11 protein-coding genes are annotated in these 18,520 nt (G+C 63.0%); 6 read left to right on the top strand and 5 right to left on the bottom strand.

Annotation, left to right across the window (positions count from 1 at the left end):
• Nucleotides 1-5 precede the first annotated feature (5 nt).
• Nucleotides 6-377 (bottom strand): TIR domain-containing protein, encoded by a 372-nt coding sequence (locus RE4_RS13600; protein ID WP_024488228.1) that lies wholly within the window; start codon nt 375-377, stop codon nt 6-8.
• 1,205 nt (nt 378-1,582) lie between these two features.
• A complete protein-coding gene (locus RE4_RS13590; protein ID WP_060938739.1) occupies nt 1,583-3,022 on the bottom strand; it encodes a phytoene desaturase family protein in 1,440 nt (479 codons plus the stop codon).
• A 556-nt stretch (nt 3,023-3,578) separates the two neighbouring features.
• Here RE4_RS13590 and gltB point away from each other — a divergent pair.
• The 3 genes from gltB (at nt 3,579) to RE4_RS13575 (ending at nt 10,702) form a co-directional block, all read left to right on the top strand.
• Nucleotides 3,579-8,177 (top strand): glutamate synthase large subunit, encoded by a 4,599-nt coding sequence (gene gltB, locus RE4_RS13585; protein WP_020968012.1) that lies wholly within the window; start codon nt 3,579-3,581, stop codon nt 8,175-8,177.
• Nucleotides 8,170-9,621, top strand: a complete 1,452-nt coding sequence (locus RE4_RS13580) for a glutamate synthase subunit beta (RefSeq protein ID WP_020968013.1) — start codon at nt 8,170-8,172, stop codon at nt 9,619-9,621. Before gltB ends, RE4_RS13580 begins: the two co-directional genes overlap by 8 nt.
• 184 nt (nt 9,622-9,805) lie before the next feature.
• Complete coding sequence (locus RE4_RS13575; RefSeq protein WP_020905644.1) at nt 9,806-10,702, top strand: cutinase family protein; 897 nt, start codon at nt 9,806-9,808, stop codon at nt 10,700-10,702.
• Here the strand turns inward: RE4_RS13575 and RE4_RS13570 are convergent, their stop codons facing one another.
• Entirely contained in the window at nt 10,703-11,251 is a 549-nt protein-coding gene (locus tag RE4_RS13570; RefSeq protein ID WP_060938738.1) for a DUF732 domain-containing protein, read from the bottom strand. It abuts the gene before it with no gap.
• A 212-nt stretch (nt 11,252-11,463) separates the two neighbouring features.
• Between RE4_RS13570 and RE4_RS13565 the strand changes: the two genes are divergently transcribed.
• Nucleotides 11,464-12,336, top strand: coding sequence for a hypothetical protein (locus tag RE4_RS13565; RefSeq protein WP_020968016.1), 873 nt, complete (start codon nt 11,464-11,466; stop codon nt 12,334-12,336).
• Nucleotides 12,337-12,486: 150 nt separating this feature from the next.
• On the top strand, nt 12,487-13,212 hold the full coding sequence (locus tag RE4_RS13560) for a hypothetical protein (RefSeq protein ID WP_060938737.1): 726 nt from the start codon (nt 12,487-12,489) through the stop codon (nt 13,210-13,212).
• Nucleotide 13,213: 1 nt separating this feature from the next.
• Here the strand turns inward: RE4_RS13560 and RE4_RS13555 are convergent, their stop codons facing one another.
• The gene (locus RE4_RS13555) at nt 13,214-14,116 is read right to left on the bottom strand and encodes an SDR family NAD(P)-dependent oxidoreductase (protein WP_020968018.1); all 903 of its coding nucleotides are present in this window, start codon (nt 14,114-14,116) and stop codon (nt 13,214-13,216) included.
• Nucleotides 14,117-14,477: 361 nt separating this feature from the next.
• On the opposite strand from RE4_RS13555, the gene RE4_RS13550 reads away from it, so the two are divergent.
• Nucleotides 14,478-16,097 (top strand): ABC transporter substrate-binding protein, encoded by a 1,620-nt coding sequence (locus tag RE4_RS13550; protein WP_020905650.1) that lies wholly within the window; start codon nt 14,478-14,480, stop codon nt 16,095-16,097.
• Between the two features lie 83 nt (nt 16,098-16,180).
• Here RE4_RS13550 and RE4_RS13545 read toward each other — a convergent pair whose 3' ends face one another.
• Nucleotides 16,181-18,493, bottom strand: a complete 2,313-nt coding sequence (locus tag RE4_RS13545) for a thiamine pyrophosphate-binding protein (protein ID WP_060938736.1) — start codon at nt 18,491-18,493, stop codon at nt 16,181-16,183.
• Nucleotides 18,494-18,520: the final 27 nt, after the last annotated feature.

Below are 18,520 nucleotides of genomic sequence, written 5' to 3'. Positions count from 1 at the left end.
ATCGGCTACAGCGAATCGATGAAGCCGGCGATGTTGTCATCGCTCCACGTAACCGTGCTCACCCCGGCGAGGACCGTGCGGTCATCCTTGTAGGCCCAGATACCTCGGATTGGCTTGCCTTCCTCTTTGGCGCACTGGATCTCCCACGCCTGACCGTCCGAGGTCAGCGAGTTCTTGCTTACCAGCACGATCACACCGTGTGAGCGGCGGATACGGGTGCGGACCTTTTCTTTCCATCCCGAGTCGTACGGCTCCTTGACCGACATATCGATGAATTCGTATGGTGCACGCGGGTGCAGCGATTGACCCTTCAAGAAATCACGCTGCCGTTCGTCCTCCATCGCGAATGCGACAAAAACGACTTTGGTCTCAGCCACTGTGTGATCTCCTCAACACCCGAGTTGCTGCCCTCATGGGCTGCGAATGAACTCAATAGGAAACCTACCGGTCACCTCCGACATCATCGAATGTTGAGATGCTGACACGCCGGTAACCCGCATTTGCCGAATCCTTTGAGCACCGTGTGATCGGTCAACTTCCGTTCTGCAAGTACTACTCGGGTAGACCGGGACGGTCGGTGAGGCCTCCACGGTGCCAGCGACGCCCCGTCAGCTGGACTCACCCAATTGCAGTTGCGGCGGCCGCTGACTTCCTCGTTTCAGGATGTCAGCTGGGTGTCTCACTTCCTTGGAATTTAGGCACCTGTTCGTTTGTGCGTGGGATCGGGCATCGTCCCGGTTGGCCTCGTCTCAGAAGTACGTACCAAAACTAGCGTCTCAACAGTGCGCGATGCGGCGATCAATGAGACGCTTCGGGTATTCGGGTGCAGCGAACCGATACCTCGCGTCAGCGCCGACTTTAGTTTCTGCGTGAAACGCTCCGTCTGTGACAAGAGGAATGTACGTCTTGTCGGGAATGGATCGATATTCGGCATCTGGTCAGCCGCGGCGATTGCGCAGGTGGAGTGCGTCGAAAACCCGTGTCGACAATCAACGTCGAATCTCTGCGGGCGACCGGGGTTTCCGACGGCATTGAAGGATTGAACCCCGTTGTTTGCAGATCAGTTCGCATGTCAGCGCGCAGAGGTGGAGTGGCAGAGGTGGACAGAAGCGATTGTCGAGCGGTCATCCTCCACCTGAATATTCGAGTGGCCATGGCGTCGGAGGGTCGGCTCCAACTTTGTGATCCGATCCATCTGCACCGCCGTGAAGCCATTACTCGGCGCCAACACGGCAGGGTTGAACCGGGCTGAGAAACATGGGAAGCGCGTCGGGGATCAGGAGTTCGACCCGTACAAAGTTTGATGTCGATGGCATCGCGAGTTTCCATTCGTCGTCGATGTGGACCAATGCCAGTAGTTTCTCGCCGGCGGTCGCTACGCCGGTCTCGATCTGAACCGACACAGCCAACGCGGCAACAGGGTCAGTTCAACCTCTTGCTCAGAGGCGCGGCCGAAGCGCAGGCGTGCTCGATTTACGGCCCGTATTTGTGTTTCGGGCGTGTCCGGCAGAAGTTCTCCGTCTCCTTGGATAGTGACGATGGGTTCACGTGTGTCCGAAATGTCGTCCCCATCGGGGACGCCTCAACCCCTAGACTGCAGTGCTGCCCGCGCGGCATTGAACCCACCCATCCCGTGGACCCCGCCGCCCGGGGGAGTCGCGGAAGAGCAGAGGTACACGCCCGGGGCGCCGGTGGCATAGGGGTCCAGCCCGAACCGTGGGCGCGCGATGATCTGCCGCGCAGTGTTCGCCCCCGCGGAGATGTCGCCACCCACGTAGTTGGGGTTGTACGCCTGCATCTGCGGCACATTGCGCACGTGGACGCCCACGATCCGGTCCCGGAACCCCGGCGCAAAGCGCTCGATCTGACGCGTGACCGCATCGGTGGCGTCACCCGGATAGCCATGCGGTACATGCGCATACGCCCACACGGGATGGATGTCTCCGACGGAACGGGAAGGGTCGGCCAAGAACTGCTGGCCCAACAGAATGAAAGGCTTGTCCGGCATCTGACCCCGAACGGTCTGGCGTTCCACGGCAGCCGTTTCCGAAATCGTCCCGGACAGATGCAGGGTGCCGGCCTTGCGGGCATGCGGATTCGTCCACGGCACGACGCTTCCGTCGGAATCACCACGCACGGCGTAGTCGACCTTGTACGCGGCGGTGCCGTAGCGAAACTTGCGGTAGGCCCGGGCAATGCGGTCGGGCTGCCGGCCGTCGAGCAGACGACCGGCCGCGTCGGGTGCGATGTCGAGCATGACGATGTCGTAGTCGGCGATCTGGGAGTAGTTGGTGACCCAGTTCCCGGTTTCGATGGTGCCACCGAGGCTGCGCAGGATCGACGCGAGGGCGGCTGCAATTGAGCCCGAACCACCTTGTGCCACAGGCCAACCGTGAGCATGAGCGGCCGCAGTGAGCATCGAGCCGACAGCACTGGAGAGAGGAATGGTGAGCGTCCCGAACATGTGCGCCGCGACGCCACCGAACAGTGCCCGCGCCTGTGGGGTCTTGAACATCCGAGCGAAACCCGTCGCGGGAAGCAGAGCGCCCGTCCCGAAACGCGCGAGCATCAGCGGATGCTTCGGGAGATGCACGATCGGCTGGAAGACGTCCTGCACCAACTCGTCGAAGTTCTCGGCGAGGTATCCGAAGACGTCGAGCCAGCGCTTACCGTCGGCACCCAGTCCTTCAGCGGTCCGGTTGATGTCGCGCCACAGAACCCCGGCGGTGCCGTCGTCGAGTGGATGGACCAGATCGATCTCGGGCCACAGCCACGTCAGGCCGTGCTTGGCGAGCCCGAATTCGCGGTCGAGGGCCTTGAAGTATGGAGAAGCCAAAGCGGTGGGATGGAAGGCGGAGCAATCGTCGTGGACGAGTCCGTCGACTATGTATTCGCTGCTGCGGGTGCCGCCGCCGATCTTGTCCGCACCCTCGATGACATGGACGTCGATTCCGGCGCGGGCGAGTTCGATCGCCGCCGCGAGACCGTTGGGACCACTGCCCACCACTACTGCTGTTGTCATTTGCTCTTCGCCACCCGTCTTCTCAGATGTGAGCCTACGGAAATTACAGCGATGGCATTCTGCGAGCAAACAATTCAGGCCTAGACCTTGGTTGATCGATCAACTTTTGTTACAGTTCGAGGCGCACTGGCCGCAGCTGATTCTTATCGCTGCGGCCAGTTGTTGCATTCATCGCCCATCGCGCCTGTTTCCTGCGGATTCGGTATCCTGTGAATCGGAACTTCTCTGCACAGACGCAGCTCCGAAATCTGTCGAGGGGCCTTCTGGCTCCCTGCATCGCCGCAGTTCAGAGCAATTATAGGGCTACCTTAGTTGCGCCCGTGCCGGGGTTCTGAATTATCGTTTTCGTTACACGGTTGACTCACAAAAGTTTCAACCGACCGAAGACTCACGTCGCCGGGTGCCAGAACGCACACCATCGCGTCTGCGCAGGGCGGCTACTTCGGTGGTACCGAACACATCGTCGTGTCGGTGCTTTGAAGGACTTGCATTGCAAGTTGATGGCCATCAGCGCTGCTGGTCGTCGGTGCATCTTTATGGCATACGAAGGCTGGGTATGAAGCAACTTCCAGGCCCCCAGGGCCTCTATCACCCGTCCAATGAGCACGACTCCTGTGGAGTCGCATTTGTTGTCGACATGCATGGTCGCCGCAGCAGGGACATCGTCGAAAAGGCGATCACCGCTCTGGTCAACCTCGAGCATCGCGGCGCTGCCGGATCAGAACCCAACACGGGTGACGGTGCGGGCATTCTGCTGCAGGTTCCCGACAAGTTCTTCCGAGCTGTCGTGGACTTCGCGCTGCCCGCCGAAGGCGCGTACGCAACCGGTATCGCATTCCTCCCGCAGGGCGATGCCGATGCACACGAGGCTGCTGCTGCAGTCGAGAAGATCGTCGTCGAAGAGGGCCTGAAGGTTCTCGGCTGGCGCGAGGTCGGAACAGACGACTCCTCGCTGGGCGCACTGGCGCGCGACGCGATGCCGACGTTCCGTCAGATCTTCATCGGCTCCGAGGGTGACAAGTACACCGGCATGGATCTCGAGCGTCGTGCATACGTTGTGCGTAAGCGCACCGAGCACGAACTCGGCTCAGAAGGCGCCGGCAAGGGTGGCCCGGGTAGCGAGACCGTGTACTTCCCCAGCCTGTCCGGCCAGACGTTCGTCTACAAGGGCATGCTCACCACCCCGCAGCTCAAGGGTTTCTACCTCGATCTGCAGGACGATCGTGTCGAGAGCGCACTCGGACTCGTCCACTCGCGCTTCTCCACCAACACGTTCCCGTCGTGGCCGCTGGCGCACCCGTTCCGCCGGGTCGCTCACAACGGTGAGATCAACACCGTCACCGGCAACGAGAACTGGATGCGCGCTCGCGAGTCCCTCATCGACAGCGACGTCTTCGGTGGCCGCGAGAACCTGGACAAGATCTTCCCGATCTGCACCCAGGGCGCCAGTGACACCGCTCGTTTCGACGAGGTGCTCGAGATGCTGCACCTCGCCGGCCGCAGCCTGCCGCACGCAGTTCTCATGATGATCCCGGAAGCCTGGGAGAAGCACGAGAGCATGGACCCCGCTCGTCGGGCGTTCTACGAGTACCACTCGGCTCTCATGGAGCCCTGGGACGGACCGGCGTCGGTGTGCTTCACCGACGGCACCGTCATCGGCGCCGTGCTGGACCGCAACGGTCTGCGTCCGTCGCGTCTGTGGATCACCGAAGACGGCCTCGTCGTCATGGCGTCGGAGGTCGGCGTTCTGCCGATCGATCCGTCCACCGTGGTCCGCAAGGTCCGCCTCCAGCCCGGCCGCATGTTCCTCGTGGACACCGCGCAGGGCCGGGTCATCAGCGACGACGAACTCAAGTCCGAACTCGCTGCCGAGCACCCGTACCAGCAGTGGATCGACGAAGGTCTGATCCACATGGACGACCTGCCGGACCGCCCGTACACGTACATGTCGCACGAGCGCGTCGTGCTGCGTCAGCAGCTCTTCGGTTTCACCAGCGAAGAGGTCAACCTGCTGGTCAAGCCGATGGCTCTCTCCGGTGCCGAGGCACTGGGCTCGATGGGTACCGACACTCCGATCGCCGTGCTCTCGTCACGTCCGCGGATGCTGTTCGACTACTTCTCGCAGCTCTTCGCTCAGGTCACCAACCCACCTCTCGACGCGATTCGTGAAGAGGTTGTCACCAGCCTCGGCGCGACCATCGGCCCCGAGGGCGACCTGCTGCACCCGAATGCGGACTCCTGCAAGCAGATTGCGCTCCCGCAGCCGATCCTGCACAACGACGACCTGTCGAAGCTCGTTCACGTCAACGACGACGGCGAATTCCCGGGCTTCCGCAGCGTTGTGATCCGCGGCCTGTACCCCGTCAAGGAAGGCGGCGACGGTATCCGTCGTGCGCTCGAGGGCATCAAGTACCAGGTCTCGCAGGCAATCGAGGGTGGCGCACGCATCGTCGTGCTCTCGGACCGCGAGTCCACCGAGGATTACGCGCCGATCCCGTCGCTGCTCCTCACCTCAGCCGTGCACCACCACCTGGTTCGTGAGAAGTCGCGCACCAAGGTCGGTCTCATCGTCGAGGCCGGCGACGCCCGCGAGGTGCACCACATGGCGCTCCTCATCGGCTTCGGTGCCGCAGCGGTCAACCCGTACATGGCTTTCGAGACCATCGACGAGTTCCTGCAGAACAAGGAACTCGAGGGCCTGACCCTCGAGAAGGGCATCGCGAACTACATCAAGGCAGCCGGCAAGGGTGTCCTGAAGGTGATGTCCAAGATGGGCATCTCGACGCTCGCGTCGTACACCGGTGCTCAGCTGTTCCAGGTCATCGGCCTCTCGCAGGAGCTGACGGACGAGTACTTCACCGGTCTGCAGTCGCAGCTCGGTGGCATCGGCCTCGACCAGATCGCAGCCGACGTCGAAGCACGTCACCGCATCGCGTACCTCGATCGCCCCGAAGAGCGCGCTCACCGCGAGCTCGAGGTCGGCGGCGAGTACCAGTGGCGTCGTGAAGGCGAGTACCACCTGTTCAACCCGGACACGGTCTTCAAGCTCCAGCACGCAACTCGCACAGGTCAGTACGAGGTGTTCAAGGAGTACACGACCATGGTCAACGACCAGTCGGAGCGCCTTGCCGCTCTGCGTGGTCTGTTCGACTTCAACATCGGCAAGCGGCCGTCGATCTCGATCGACGAGGTCGAGCCGGCCAGCGAGATCGTCAAGCGTTTCTCGACGGGTGCGATGAGCTACGGCTCCATCTCCGCCGAGGCTCACGAGACTCTCGCCATCGCGATGAACCGTCTGGGCGCCCGCTCCAATTCCGGTGAGGGCGGCGAACATCCGTCGCGCTTCACGCCGGACGAGAACGGCGATCTGCGTCGCAGTGCCATCAAGCAGGTCGCGTCGGGACGCTTCGGTGTCACCTCGCACTACCTGAGCAACTGCACCGACATCCAGATCAAGATGGCGCAGGGAGCCAAGCCCGGTGAGGGCGGCCAGCTTCCGGCTCACAAGGTGTACCCGTGGGTGGCCGAGGTTCGGCACTCCACGCCTGGCGTCGGGCTGATTTCGCCGCCGCCGCACCACGACATCTACTCGATCGAGGATCTCGCTCAGCTGATCCACGACCTGAAGAACGCCAACCCGCAGGCCCGCATCCACGTGAAGCTGGTCTCCGAGGTCGGCGTCGGAACCGTCGCGGCCGGTGTCTCCAAGGCACATGCCGACGTCGTTCTGATCTCCGGTCACGACGGTGGCACCGGTGCCACCCCGCTGACCTCCGTCAAGCACGCGGGCGCACCGTGGGAGCTCGGCCTCGCCGAGACCCAGCAGACGTTGCTGCTCAACGGTCTTCGTGACCGCATCGTCGTGCAGGTCGACGGCCAGCTCAAGACGGGTCGCGACGTCGTCGTCGCTGCCCTGCTCGGCGGCGAGGAGTTCGGTTTCGCCACCGCACCGCTGGTTGTCTCGGGCTGCATCATGATGCGCGTCTGCCACCTCGACACCTGCCCCGTCGGTGTCGCGACACAGAACCCGTTGCTGCGTCAGCGTTTCAGTGGCAAGCCGGAATTCGTCGAGAACTTCTTCATGTTCATCGCCGAGGAGGTTCGCGAGCTTCTCGCCGAACTCGGTTTCCGCACGCTGCTCGAAGCAGTCGGCCAGGTCGACATGCTGGACACCACGCGCGCTCTCGATCACTGGAAGGGAAGCAAGGCAGGCAATCTCGATCTGTCGCCGATCCTGACCCAGGTCGAGTCCGCGTTCATGGACCAGGACGTCCACTGCACCGGAACGCAGGATCACGGTCTCGACAAGGCGCTCGATCAGCAGTTGATCGTCTCGGCCCGCAACGCACTCGACAAGGGTGAGGCGGTCTCGTTCGAGTCCGCGATCACCAACGTCAACCGCACGGTCGGCACCATGCTCGGCCACGAGGTCACCAAGGCGTTCGGTGGAGAGGGCTTGCCCGAGGGCACCATCGACATCACGTTCACCGGTTCCGCCGGTAACAGCTTCGGTGCTTTCGTGCCCAGCGGTATGACCCTGCGCCTGCACGGCGACGCCAACGACTTCGTCGGCAAGGGCCTCTCGGGTGGACGCATCGTCGTACGCCCGCCGCTCGATGCAGCGGAAGGCTTTGTCGCCGAGGACAACATCATCGGTGGCAACGTCATCCTGTTCGGCGCCACCAGCGGCGAGGCTCTGCTTCGCGGTGTCGTCGGCGAACGCTTCGCAGTCCGTAACTCCGGCGCCACTGCCGTCGTCGAGGGTGTGGGCGATCATGGTTGCGAGTACATGACGGGTGGAAAGGTGGTCATCCTCGGAGCCACCGGACGTAACTTCGGCGCCGGCATGTCCGGTGGCGTCGCGTACATCTACAACCCCGACAAGGCATTCGAGAAGAACCTCAACACCGAACTGGTGGACCTCGAGGATCTTTCGGGCGACGACTTCACCTGGTTGAAGAGCGTCATCGAACGTCATCGCGACGAAACCGGCTCCGAGGTTGCCACGCGCATCCTCGGCGACTGGTCGCAGCAGGTGGGTCACTTCGCAAAGGTGATGCCCCGCGACTACAAGAAGGTTCTTTTGGCCATCGCGGCCGCAGAGAAGGATGGCAAGAACGTGGACGAGGCAGTTATGGAGGCAGCTCGTGGGTGATCCAAGCGGCTTCCTGAAGCACACGTCGCGCGAACTTCCGGTTCGCCGGCCGGTGCCGTTGCGCCTGCTCGACTGGAAAGAGGTCTACGAGGAGTTTCCGAAGGAAACCCTCCAGACCCAGGCCAGCCGTTGCATGGACTGCGGAATTCCTTTCTGTCACAACGGTTGCCCTCTCGGAAACTTGATTCCCGAGTGGAACGACCTGGTCTTCAAGGACCACTGGCACGACGCCATCGAGCGTCTGCACGCGACCAACAACTTCCCGGAGTTCACCGGTCGTCTGTGCCCCGCACCCTGTGAGGCGTCCTGTGTCCTGGGCATCAACCAGGATCCGGTCACCATCAAGCAGGTCGAGGTCGAGATCATCGACAAGGCCTTCGACGAAGGGTGGGTCAAGCCGGTTCGCGCCGCGCACGCCACCAACAAGAGGGTCGCAGTTGTCGGCAGTGGTCCGGCCGGTCTGGCTGCAGCGCAGCAGCTGACCCGCGCCGGTCACGCAGTGACGGTCTTCGAGCGGGCAGACCGCATCGGCGGCCTGCTGCGCTACGGCATCCCCGAGTTCAAGATGGAGAAGCGGCACATCGACCGCCGTCTCGAGCAGATGGAAGCCGAAGGCACCGTCTTCAAGACCAACGTCAATGTCGGCGTGGACATCACCGCGGACGAGCTGCGCGAGCAGTTCGACGCAGTGGTTCTGGCCGGCGGCGCCACCGCAGCTCGCGATCTGCCGATCCCGGGCCGCGAACTGGACGGCATCCACCAGGCGATGGAGTTCCTGCCGATCGCCAACCGCGTGCAGTTGGGTGACCTCGACGCTCCCACCATCACCGCTGAGGGCAAGAAGGTTGTCATCATCGGCGGCGGCGATACCGGCGCGGACTGCCTCGGCACCTCGCACCGTCAGGGCGCAGCCAGCGTGCACCAGTTCGAGATCATGCCGCGTCCCCCGGAGACTCGCGCCGAGCAGACTCCGTGGCCGACGTACCCGCTCATGTTCCGCGTGGCTTCGGCTCACGAGGAAGGCGGCGAGCGTCTGTTCTCCGTCAACACCGAGAACTTCGTCGGTGAAAACGGCAAGGTCACCGGACTCAAGGCTCACGAGGTCGAGATGAAGTCGGGTCGTTTCGAGAAGGTCGAGGGCTCTGACTTCGAGCTCGAAGCCGATCTCGTGCTCCTGGCAATGGGCTTCGTCGGTCCCGAGAAGCCGGGTCTGCTCACCGATCTCGGTGTCGACTTGAACGAGCGCGGCAACGTCGCCCGCACGTCGAAGTGGAACACCAACGTCGACGGCGTGTTCGTGGCCGGTGACATGGGCCGCGGTCAGTCCCTGATCGTCTGGGCCATCGCCGAGGGACGTTCCGCAGCAGCCGCTGTGGACACCTACCTCGAGGGTGTCACCGCCCTTCCGTCACCGATCCACCCGACAGCGGCTCCGCAGCGCTAGAGGCTCTTACAAAGCCGCACCCCATCGCATTCGGTGGGGTGCGGCTTTGTTTCTGCAAGTAGTTCGCACGATCTGTAACAAACCTTCATCAATCGTGCATCGGACAGACACAACGCCCAGACAGTATGATTCCGGAGCATCGATAGTGGTGTATGGGTTGCTTAAGTTAAATCAGGGGAGTTTCATGCGTGCGAGGCGTCTCGTTGCGGTGTTGTCGGCACTAGCTGCGGCAGTAGTGGTACCGGTTGTCAGTTCTCCCGTGGCGTCGGCTGATCCCTGCCCCGGTCTGTACGTCGTGGCCATTCCGGGAACCTGGGAGCCTTCGGGTACTTCTCCCGGTGCCGGCATGCTTGCCCCGGTCACCAACGGCCTTCCCGGTTCCGTACGCACCGATTACGTCACGTACTCGGCAACGGCCTTCCCGTGGGAGTCCAACGTCTACGCCAAGTCGAAGCAGCAGGCTGTCGACAACGCCCGCGGCATGATCGCCGCGATGGCCGCCTCGTGCGGTGACACCCGCTTCGCGATCGTCGGATACAGCCAGGGCGCCGACGCGGCAGGCGATCTCGCAGCCGAGATCGGAACCGGCATCGGCGTTGTTCCCCCGACTCGCGTCGAGGGCGTCGGCCTTCTGTCCGATCCCCGCCGCTCCGAGTCAGACGTCCTGATCGGACCCGCTGTCGGAGGCAACGGAGCCAGCGGCGCTCGCATCGGTGGATTCGGTTGGCTGTCAGGCAAAACGGTGACGCTGTGCGCCGTCGGTGATCTGTACTGCTCGACGCCCAAGGACGATTTCGTGATGCGTCTGGCCGGGTTCATGGCTCAGGTTTCCGACCCCACTCCGGCAAACGCTCTCTCGCTTCGCGACGAGGCCGCCGTGATCGTCAACGATCTGGTCACTGCAGGCGGACTCCCCGCACTGATGGCTCAGCTCGATCCAGGCGCGAACTCGCGGCGCGTCGATCAACTGGTCGCCTTCTACGGCTCGCAGGTTCACACCGACTACACGCGTTACGTTGTTGACGGCGCAGGCAATTCGGCTACATCCTGGCTGCACAACTGGTTGGCCGGCAAGGCCTGATCAGCAGTACGTCTGCTCCGCGGTGTCGACGTAGATCTCGGCGATCCGCTGCGAAGACATCGGCGTGATCTGTGAGTACACCTCTCCGACGGAGTTGAACTCCGCCAGCACCTCGGACCGCGGCATGCCGTCGGCCAGAGCCTTGCAGGTGCCGTCGGCGTAGAGGATCTCGGCGGAATCCATTCCGGCGGGCGGGATCCCGGCCAGACGTAGAGCGGCGATGTACCGCTGCCCCTTCTCGCCTGCGTTCGCGACGATCTCGTCCGGTGAGCGTGCGTCGATCGGTGCGTTCGCCGGTGGCGCTACCGGCAGCGTTACCGGTGGGGGCGTCGATTCGACGACGCTCGGCGCGGCTTCCGGAGTTGCGGCGGGTGGGCTGGTCGCCAGCGCCGACAGTGACTCGGGGGCAGCTGAACTCGACGTTGCCGCGATCGACGTGCTGGTGGCAGCAGATGTGGATTCCGCTGCGTTGCTGTCGGATTGGCTGCTGCAGCCGCTGAGGAGTAGGCCCGCTGCCGCGACGCAGAGGGCCAGTCTGTTCGTGTTCATCACCCGTGAGTGTTACACACCGTACCGCTTAGTTTGTCCGTTTTAAGGAAACTCCCTTTTGCCCTGTTTTTAAGTCGAAGTCCTGTGATATACATCTGTTCAGTTGTTACTTGTGAGTAGGAGCACACCGCAAGTCCTTGTCGGCGGCGGTCGAAACACAAGCAATGACTGCGAGTTTCGTCCCCCATCACATAAACGGCAGGGAGAAATCAGTGCAGAAATCTCACAAGAACGGCAACAGACGTCTCGGCACGCGCGTGGCCGTTATTGCAGGTACCGCAGGTGCAGTGCTGGCTTTTGCAGCGCCGATGGCCTCGGCTCAGGACCCGGTCGACAATTCGGTACCGGGCGCCGCAGTGTGTCCGGCTACTGCCGAATCCTGTGTGTCGGTAGTGGTTCAGAGCGGAACCTTCGACAACAACGGCTTCAACCTCCCGATCGGAAAAGGCGACATGATCATTGCCGCCGAGGCCGGCTCCGGTGAAGGTGAGTCCACCGTTCTTCTCCCGCGCGACGACGGACACAACGGTGTCTACTCCAAGCCGTTGACCGTTCCCGGCGGCGTTCTGGGAATCGATCTTCCGTTCGGCAATCTCTTCGGCCTTGCCGCAGTAACGGCCGAGGTGGAGGCAACGGCTGCGCCGACTCTCAACGGAATCATCACCGACATGGATCTGAGCATCCCGGTGCGGATGAAGATCAACAACGCGTTCCTCGGTGACAACTGCTACCTGGGTTCCGCGGCGGCGCCGGTGAATCTTCGTCTCGCGCCTGACCCGTCGGTGGTCCCTACCTACACGGTGCTTCCGTCGACTGCGCTGAAGGTGAGCCCGGTCGGGAACGAGGCCACCGGCTTCGCGCTGCCCGCCGCCAGTGGTTGCGGACCGTTCGGAGTGCTGAATCCGATCGTCAACTGGCGAGCAAAGGTACCGGCCACGTCCGGAACCTCGCTCAGCACGATCTCCGACGCCTACCTGTATCCGGGCGGGCTCACCGGTAGCGATCCTCTCGACGATCTCGGTGGCGGAACAGGATCCAGCGGTTCCAGTGGCTCGAGCGGTTCGTCCGGAAGCTCCGGTTCCTAGAAACTCGGATGCCTAGACGCAGCGGTGGTGACGGAATGTCACCACCGCTGCGGCGTCCGACCTGTAATAACCTGTGCCTCAGGGTGGGCGAAGGCGGCACTCCATCAGGAGGACCTGCGCGGCCACGAAATCACAGGGGAGTCCTCAAACATGTTTCGAGACAGCGTTCTTGCCGGTCCGGTCCTGCGTCGAGGTGTGACGGCACTGGCAGTTGCTGCCGCAGCCACCATGTTTGTCGGCACCGCAGCAACGGCGGAGCCGGCAGCAGTTGTCGGTGAGGTGTCCGCGGACTCCATCGCGGCAGCCCGTGCGCAGGCCATCGGAACGACGGTCACCGTCGTCGGAACCGCGACTACGCCGTCCGGAGTGTTCGAATCCAGCTTCTACGACAAGGGCTTTGGTCTCCAGAGCGGCAATTCGGGCATTTACATCAGCGATCCGAACAACTCCGGGATTGCTCTCGGCGATCAGGTTCAGGTCACCGGAGTCCTCGCGGATCAGGAAGGCCTGCTCGTCGTCCGCCCGACTGCCGTCGAGGCAATCGGCACGACCACCCAGATCAGCCCGGCGCGATTGCCCCTCAATGCAATCGGTGAGGGCAGCGAAGGTCGTCTCGTGACGGTGTCCGGGATCGTGAGCGGACCCGTCGTCGACGATCTGCCGTACGGCCACAAGATCCTGGTGTCCGGCGTCGACGGAAACACCGTCATCTTCGTCAACACCCAGACCGGAATCGACGTCGACGCCATTGCAGTCGGACGCCCGATCACCGTCACCGGCTTCAGCGGCCAGTACGCCAGCACCTACGAGGTTCTTCCCCGCTCGGAAGCCGATGTGCAGCAGGGTTTCACGGGCAGCCTGAGTTTCGGAAGCTGACCTAGATCTCGAACCGAGCTCCGACGCGCATCGACCCGGGAGACAACCGGCTGATCGTGCGTCCGAGCTTGGCTTCGACGGTCACGGGCACCACGGCCTTGTTCGTGCGAACTGCTTTCACGATGGCACTGGCCACCCGGTCGGGGGTGAAGTTTCGTTTGCGGTAGAAGTTGTCGACCTTGGTTTGATTTTCGAGTTGTTCTTCGGCGGTGGTCCCGGCGAACTCGGTGGTCTTGAGGATGTTCGTGTGCACGAGGCCGGGGCAGATGGTGCTGACGCCGATGCCGTGTGGAAGCAGCTCTGCCCGTAGGCAATCCGAGAGCATGAATACCGCTGCCTTGCTTGTCGAATACGCGGTGAGGGCCTTCTGGGGTGTGTAGGCGGCGGCCGAGGACAGGTTGACGACGTGTCCGCCGGTTCCCCGGTCGATCATCATCGGGGTGAATGCTCGGCAGCCGTAGACAACTCCCCAGAAGTTGATGTCCATGACGCGCTCGAACTGGCGCTGCTCGGTGTCGGCGAATGTCCCGGAGAACCCGATTCCAGCGTTGTTGACGACGATGTCCGGCACGCCGTGATGCGCCGCGACTGTCTCCGCGAATCGGATCACGGCCTGTTCGTCGGACACGTCCACCTGGTAGGCGTGCGAACCGCCACCGAACACCGCTTCGGCTCCGCTGGCCTGAGTGGGTGTGTTGATGAGTGCCGCAGTGTCCTGCGCGCTTTCGAGGTTGATGTCGGAGACGACGACGATAGCTCCCTGGGCCGCGAAGGCGAGGGCCGTTTCACGCCCGATGCCGCTGCCTGCACCGGTGACAACTACGAGCGTGCCGGTGAGGTCGCGTAGTCGACGCTGCAACTTCGTGCCGCGTCGCCAGCCGGTGACGTCCTTCAGTAGCCCCATTGGTTGCCCTTTTCGTGTGTACGTTTGCGGCGTGTGTCTCTAGCTGACTTCCCCTCTGCGAAAGGTATCCGATGAGGGGGCTCCGTGTCGTACGAGTCGTTCGAGTCCACACATCTGCAGGTTGCACTGGCCGCGGCTGCCCACTCCTCGACGGTGCTTCGGCGATCCACCCGTCGAGGGCGCTTGAATCGGAATGAATTCCTGACCTTCGCTAACGTCCTGACCTGCAAATGTCGCTCGAAAACTGAACAATCTTCTCGCTCCATTCCACTGAGCGGGACCTACGACTAATACCTGTGCCTTACATCACAAACTGTCTCGACAATGCTTCACATCACAGTTTCTGACCTGGAGGTTTTGAATGAGTCGCAGTTCTCGGCGCGGTCACCGCAAGGTTGCCGCCGTCGCGCTGGCTGTCTCCGCCGGCCTGTTCGTCTCGTCGTGCGCTGACAGCGGGAACGGGGGTGGGAGCGGCGACGCACCGGATTCCGGTTCGGGGTTGTCCATCGGCCCGGTCAACGAGCAGTCCGGCGAGGGTGACGCGGTCAAGGGCGGCACGCTGACGTTCAGCGGGTACTCCGCTGTCACGAATCTCGACCCCGCGAAGACTCAGATCGCCGGTTCGGTCGCCGGTTCGGAGTTGGGCGCCATCTACGACACCTTGCTGCGCTACGACCCGGCGTCGAAGGAATTTGTTCCGAAACTCGCGGAGTCGATGGAACCGAGTTCCGACTTCAAGACGTGGACTCTCGAACTGCGCGACGGTGTGAAGTTCAGCGACGGCACTCCGGTGGATTCGGCGGCCGTCTCAGCGAGCCTCAATCGCTACGTCACCAACAAGGGACCGCAGTCGAGCCTGTACGCGTCGAAGGTTGCGTCGGTCGACACCCCGGACGCGTCGACGGTCGTCTTCAATCTTGTCGACCCGTGGACCGGTATCGAGTCACTGCTCTCCACCGGACCCGGCATGATCGTCGCGCCGAGCGCCCAGCAGGGCGATCAGTTCACCCCGATCGGCGCGGGCGCGTTCACCCTCGAGAAGTTCGCTCCCAACGAGGAATTGATCCTCGACGCTCGGGAAGACTACTTCGACGGTGCCCCGAACGTGGACAAGCTGCGGTTGATCAGCATCGTCGGTTCACAGTCCACCACCGAATCCCTCAAGAGCGGCGGCACCGACGTCGCGTACATGCGTTCGCTTCCGAACGTCCTGGATCTGATCGACTCCGGCTACCCGGGCTTCGTCGACATCCCGTCGCTGTCGTACCTCTCGCTCGTCAACACGGCTCCCGGTCGTCCCGGTGCCGACGTGCGGGTGCGTCAGGCATTGGCTCTCGCGACCGATCCCGTCGCTCTCGACAACCGACTCAACGAAGGTAAGGGTCTGCCCGGGCAGGTCATCTTCCAGGACACCTCTCGCTGGCACAACGACGTCGCTCCGATCGGCGTAGACACCGCCAAGGCGAAGCAGCTTCTCGACGAGGCCAAGGCCGACGGTTTCGACGGCAAGATCACATACCTGACGCTGCAGGAGAACTCGGCGCAGGCGATGGCTTTGGCACTGCAGTCGATGGCCAACGCCGTCGGTTTCGATTTCCAGATCGAGTACGTCAACTCGGTTGCCGACGTCGTCAAGCGTTTGTACGCCGACCGCGACTTCGACATGGCAACAGGTTCGGCCAACCTCGCGGAAGCCGATCCGTTCGAGCGTCTGTACTCGAACCTCAAGACCGGTGGGCGAAACAACGCCGCGAGTTTCTCCGACCCCGAGATGGATACGCTGCTCGACCAGTTGGGTGTAGCGACGTCGAACGACGCGAAGATCGAGGTGCTCGCCAAGATTCAGGAGCGCGCCAATGAGGTTGTGCCGTGGCAGGTTTACGGCAACACTCCGTGGCTCGGTGTGTGGGGGCAGAACGTCCACGGCATTCAGCAGAGCCTGGACGGAATCATGTTCTTCGACAAGGCCTGGAAGAACTGAAGGCCTCTGAAGAACTAGAGAACTGATCAGACCCGAGAAGCGTCCCCGCGGGGACGCTTCTCGGCATCAGAGAGTGTGGCCGATCAAGAAGTGAGATCGAGGGCGGCGCGGACGATGCTGTCGGAGTCGAGTCCGTGGTACCGGTAGACGTCTTCGAGTGAACCGACCTGGCCGAACCGGCTCACTCCGAGCGCAGCCCCCGGAACGTTGTTGATTCCCGTCAGGAACGCGAGGGTGTGCGGGTGCCCGTCGAGAACGGTGACCATCGGCGCGGACCGGCTACTCGGAAAGACCTGATCCAGGATCCATGACGGACCGTCCGCGAGACCGCGCCGAGACTGGAGTGCTTCGAAGAGCAAGCCGGGGCTGGTCACGCACACGACATCGGCGGAAATACCTTGCTCGCCCAGTCTTTCGGCGGCGACAAGTGTTTCGGTGACGGTGGCACCCATACCGACCAGGGTGACGACCGGATCAGGGTTGTGCCGCAGCGTGTACGCGCCGGCCACCACCTGACGTCGACGGCGTTCTCGCGCGGCCGGATCGGCCGGCACCGCGGCCAAGGCCTGATCGACCGGACGGGTCGACAGGCGCAGATACGACGAGCTGCCGTCTGGTCGGCCGAGGCGTCCGATGCTGTCGAGGAGCGTCCACTCCACGTCGACGGCGAATGCCGGTTCGAAACTGACGCACCCCGGCTGTTCGAGTCCGATGGACGGAGTCTTGATCGACTGGTGCGCACCGCCTTCGGCTGCCAGGGTGACGCCCGACGGAGTGCCGACCATGATCGACTGTCCACCGGCGTAGATGCCGTACGACCACGGTTCGAGAGCCCGCTCGATGAAGGGGTCGTACATCACGCCGATCGGGAAGAGCGGCTGGCCCCAGCGACTCCAGGTTGCACCGAGTTCGCCCATCAGCCCGACCAGGTTGGTCTCGGCGATACCGAGTTCCATGTGCTGACCGGTGGGCTTCTCACGCCAGTGCATGATCGTTTCGGCGTCGTCGGCAAACCAGTTGTGCCGCTCGTTGGGGGACCAAACCCCGACCTTGTTCAGCCACCCTGCCAGGTTGGTGGTGGAACTGACGTCCGGGCTCAGTGTGACAACACGTTTCGCGGCGTCCGGCGCCTCTCGGCTGAGGTCGAGTAGCACCCGCCCGAGAGCTGCCTGAGTGGTGGATGTGCCGGAGGGGGTACGGCCGATGTCTTTCGGAACTGCCGGGGGCATCAGATGCTCCACCTTCGGGCGAGCCAGGCGCTCAGCGGTTTCGGCGCAGATGCGACCTGACGGGCCGTCCGCCTCGAACCGTTCCCAGGGCTTCGACGGATCCATGCCGAGTTCCGCCGCCAGAATCTCGTACTGCTCGGTGGTGAGCAGCGACGAGTGGTTCTGCGGATGGCCCTGCGTCGGCAGGCCCCGACCCTTGATCGTGTACGCGATGATCACGGTGGGACGGGTGTCGTCGATCTGCGCGTACGCCTCTCGCAGAGCGTCGAGGTCGTGGCCACCGAGATTGCGGATGGCCTCGAGCACCGTGGCGTCGTCGAGGTCGTTGATCAGCGACGTGATCGCGTCGGCGTCCGCCGCGTCGCCAGGCAGCCTCAGACGGACCTCGTCGGCCGTGCATCGCAGCAGACGCTGGTACTCCGGATTCGGCATGTCCAGGATTCGTTCGCGCAACGCGGTGCCGCCCGGCCGGGTGAACAGTGATTCCAGGAGCGCGCCGAATTTCACGGTGATGACCTGCCAGCCGGCGCCCGAGAACATGCGCTCCAGGCGGGTGGCCGCGATGTTCGGCACCACCCGGTCGAGTGATTGGCGGTTGAGGTCGACTATCCACACGATCTCACCCAGTTCGGCAACCGAATGATCGAGAACTGCTTCCCACACAGCGCCCTCGTCGAGTTCGGCGTCACCGACAAGGGAGTACTGACGCCCGGTTCCGGCGCCGCCGAGGGAGGCGTCGACGTATCGGCGTGCGATGGCGCCCCAGATGGGAGCCGTCGCACCGATTCCCACAGATCCGGTCGAATAGTCCACCGGATCAGGATCTTTTGATCGACTCGGGTAGCTCTGCAGGCCCCCGAACTCGCGCAGCGTTGTCAGGTACGACTCGTCGAGTTCACCGAGCAGATAGTTGATGCCGTGGAGCACCGGAGCCGCGTGCGGCTTGACGGAAACCCGGTCGCCGGAACGAAGTTGGCCGAACCACAGCGACGTCATGATCGAGACCATCGACGCGCACGAGGCCTGGTGGCCGCCGACTTTGAGCCCACTGGGATTCGGACGGACACGGTTGGCGTGATGGATCATCGCGGTCGACAACCACAGAACGCGCTTCTCGATCTCCGCCAGTGGCTCGGGAGCGTTCTGGTTGATGCTGGGGCTGTTCACGGCCGGTCCTGCCTTCAATAGTTGACA

Source organism: Rhodococcus erythropolis NBRC 15567, assembly GCF_001552595.1.
GTDB lineage: Bacteria > Actinomycetota > Actinomycetes > Mycobacteriales > Mycobacteriaceae > Rhodococcus_F > Rhodococcus_F erythropolis.
This window is presented reverse-complemented; position numbering and strand designations above follow the sequence as displayed.

Excerpts from the sequence above, each read along its gene's own strand:
- RE4_RS13575 (WP_020905644.1), top strand. The coding sequence starts at position 9,806 with ATGCGTGCGAGGCGTCTCGTTGCGGTGTTGTCGGCACTAGCTGCGGCA.
- RE4_RS13555 (WP_020968018.1), bottom strand. The coding sequence starts at position 14,116 with ATGGGGCTACTGAAGGACGTCACCGGCTGGCGACGCGGCACGAAGTTG.
- RE4_RS13560 (WP_060938737.1), top strand. The coding sequence starts at position 12,487 with ATGTTTCGAGACAGCGTTCTTGCCGGTCCGGTCCTGCGTCGAGGTGTG.
- gltB (WP_020968012.1), top strand. The coding sequence starts at position 3,579 with ATGAAGCAACTTCCAGGCCCCCAGGGCCTCTATCACCCGTCCAATGAG.
- RE4_RS13570 (WP_060938738.1), bottom strand. The coding sequence starts at position 11,251 with ATGAACACGAACAGACTGGCCCTCTGCGTCGCGGCAGCGGGCCTACTC.
- RE4_RS13590 (WP_060938739.1), bottom strand. The coding sequence starts at position 3,022 with ATGACAACAGCAGTAGTGGTGGGCAGTGGTCCCAACGGTCTCGCGGCG.
- RE4_RS13550 (WP_020905650.1), top strand. The coding sequence starts at position 14,478 with ATGAGTCGCAGTTCTCGGCGCGGTCACCGCAAGGTTGCCGCCGTCGCG.